The 2,722-nt window shown below is 58.6% G+C and carries 2 protein-coding genes; both read left to right on the plus strand.

Translation table 11 applies throughout. The annotated features are described in order from the left end of the window. Nucleotides 1-41 precede the first annotated feature (41 nt). Complete coding sequence (locus ACIOWE_RS28440; RefSeq protein WP_401398211.1) at nt 42-989, plus strand: acetyl-CoA carboxylase carboxyltransferase subunit alpha; 948 nt, start codon at nt 42-44, stop codon at nt 987-989. A gap of 131 nt (nt 990-1,120) precedes the next feature. Then, complete coding sequence (gene tilS / locus ACIOWE_RS28445) at nt 1,121-2,449, plus strand: tRNA lysidine(34) synthetase TilS (RefSeq protein WP_401398207.1); 1,329 nt, start codon at nt 1,121-1,123, stop codon at nt 2,447-2,449. The last annotated feature ends 273 nt before the right edge of the window (nt 2,450-2,722 follow it).

Raw genomic sequence — 2,722 nt, forward strand, 5'->3', positions numbered from 1 at the left:
AATCAAAAGCAAAAATAGAACACCAACAAAGACTGAAGAAAATAAAACAGAAATTACTATATAACGAACAGCCGATCGCCGACCTGCAAGCCAAGATCGAAGAGTTGCGCTTGGTCGGTAATGACAATTCGCTGAATATCGGCGATGAGATCTCCCGCCTGCAAGACAAGAGCAAAACGCTGACCGAGGACATCTTCGGCAAGCTGACCAGCTGGCAGATCGCACGCTTGGCGCGTCACCCGAAACGTCCTTACACCCTGGACTACATCGAACACATCTTTACCGAGTTCGACGAATTGCACGGCGACCGCCACTTCTCCGACGACGCTGCCATCGTTGGCGGTATCGCCCGCCTGGACGACCAGCCAGTGATGATCATCGGCCATCAGAAGGGCCGTGAAGTGCGCGAGAAAGTTCGCCGCAACTTCGGCATGCCGCGTCCTGAAGGCTACCGCAAGGCTTGCCGTCTGATGGAGATGGCTGAGCGTTTCAAAATGCCGATTCTGACCTTCATCGACACCCCGGGCGCCTATCCTGGGATCGACGCTGAAGAGCGCAACCAGAGCGAAGCCATCGCCTGGAACCTGCGTGTGATGTCGCGCCTGAAGACCCCGATCATCGCCACCGTGATCGGTGAAGGTGGTTCCGGCGGTGCATTGGCGATTGGTGTCTGCGATCAGTTGAACATGCTGCAATATTCGACCTACGCGGTTATTTCGCCGGAAGGTTGCGCATCGATTCTGTGGAAAACCGCCGAAAAAGCGCCGGATGCCGCTGAAGCGATGGGCATCACTGCTGAGCGTCTGAAAGGCCTGGGTATCGTCGACAAGGTGATTGGCGAGCCTCTGGGCGGCGCACACCGTGATCCGGCCGCTGCGGCTGCATCGATCCGTGCCGAGCTGAGCTCGCAACTGGCGATGCTGAAGAAGTTCGACAACGAAGCGCTGTTGAAGCGCCGTTACGATCGACTGATGAGCTACGGTCTCTAAGCCGACAGCAATACCCCTGTAGGAGTGAGCCTGCTCGCGATGAGGGCGTAACATTCAACCAATGTGTTGGCTGTTACACCGCTATCGCGAGCAGGCTCACTCCTACATTTGTTTGGGGCAAAGAGATAGATATGGAGCAGTCCATGATTGATTTGCCTTCCCGGCTTCTGCTGAATCTTGAGCCGTGGCGCAACGCTGCTCATTGGCGCATCGCGTTTTCCGGTGGGCTCGATTCCACCGTCCTCCTGCATCTGCTTGCTCAACTCGCCAAAACCGAATCCCTCCCGACGCTCAGTGCCATCCATGTCCATCACGGCCTTCAGGCTGCGGCTGATGCGTGGCCGCAACATTGCCAGTCCGTCTGCGATGCGCTGGGTGTGCCGTTGCGGATCGAGCGAGTGACAGTGAAGCTCGGAGCGAGTCTGGAGCGGGCAGCGCGGGATGCGCGTTATGCGCTGTTCAGTTCGTTGACTCGAGCCAATGACGTGCTGCTGACCGGGCAGCACCGTGACGATCAGGCTGAAACGCTGATGTTTCGTCTGTTGCGCGGTGCCGGAGTTAGAGGTTTGTCAGGCATGCCGGGTGAGCGACCGCTGGGGCAGGGGGTTCTTGTCCGACCCTTGCTCGATATCACTCGGGCCGAATTGGAAACTTATGCGCTGGCCCATCAACTGCGCTGGATCGAAGACCCGTCGAATCAGGACTCGCAGTTCTCGCGCAATTATCTGCGCCAGCAAGTCATCCCGCTGCTGACTGAACGCTGGCCGCAAGCACAGGCCAGCATGGCCCGCAGCGCTGCGCATCTGCGCGAAGCGCAAGGCCTGCTCGATGAGTTGGCACAGATGGATCTGGCTCAGGCGCAAACCCCGGATGAATTCGCATGGCTGGGTCTGCCCTCGCTGGAACTGGCGCCGCTGGCAGAGTTGTCGGCGGCCCGTCAGCGCAATGCGTTGAGTCATTGGCTCGAACCACTCACGCGCCTGCCCGACACTGACCATTGGTCGGGTTGGACAAATCTTTGCGACGCCGCCCAGAGTGCTTCACCTGTGTGGCGTCTGGCCGATGGTGAACTGCACCGCAGCGCCGGCCGATTGTGGTGGCTCAGCGGCGATTGGTTGTGCCCGCCGATGATCGGCTGCGAGTGGCAGGCCCCGACCTCAGCGCTACGCTTGCCCGATAACGGGCGAGTCATGTTCAGCGGTCAGACTCCTGGCGGGCCGCTGCGCATTGCCTATCGGCAGGGCGGCGAAGTGATGCATCTGGCCGAACGGGGTCATCGCGACCTCAAGCGCCTGCTCAACGAGCGTGCGGTGCCAGGCTTCGTGCGTGGCAGATTGCCGCTGCTGTTTCGCGGCGAAGAATTGCTCGCGGTGGCGAACCTGCCGGGCCTTGATGGCAATGCGCAGGAAGGCTGGAAATTGCATTGGCAGCCAATAGACGAAGATCAAGGTTTGAGATGAAAGGGGCATTCCGGTAGACTACGCTCCCTTCTTGATACAACTTCTGTGGATTCGCCTGAATTGCAGGAGTTGCCGATTACCAAGCAGTCTTTGCTGGGCGATTCCAAAAAATGTGTAGCGAGCAACGTACCGGTGTTTCATCTGCCGGTCTGTCCCAACGCGGCGGTTTTTTTGAAAGGTGCACTGTGATTAATGCAGGTGATCGGGGGCTTCGGCCTTCCTTCGCTTTCCCCGGCGGCTCGTACCGCTTTAACGCAGACTTCTAGGGTTTTT

The sequence above is a fragment of the Pseudomonas sp. NPDC087598 genome (assembly GCF_044743525.1).
Classification (GTDB): Bacteria; Pseudomonadota; Gammaproteobacteria; order Pseudomonadales; family Pseudomonadaceae; genus Aquipseudomonas.

Excerpts from the sequence above, each read along its gene's own strand:
- tilS (WP_401398207.1), top strand. The coding sequence starts at position 1,121 with ATGGAGCAGTCCATGATTGATTTGCCTTCCCGGCTTCTGCTGAATCTT.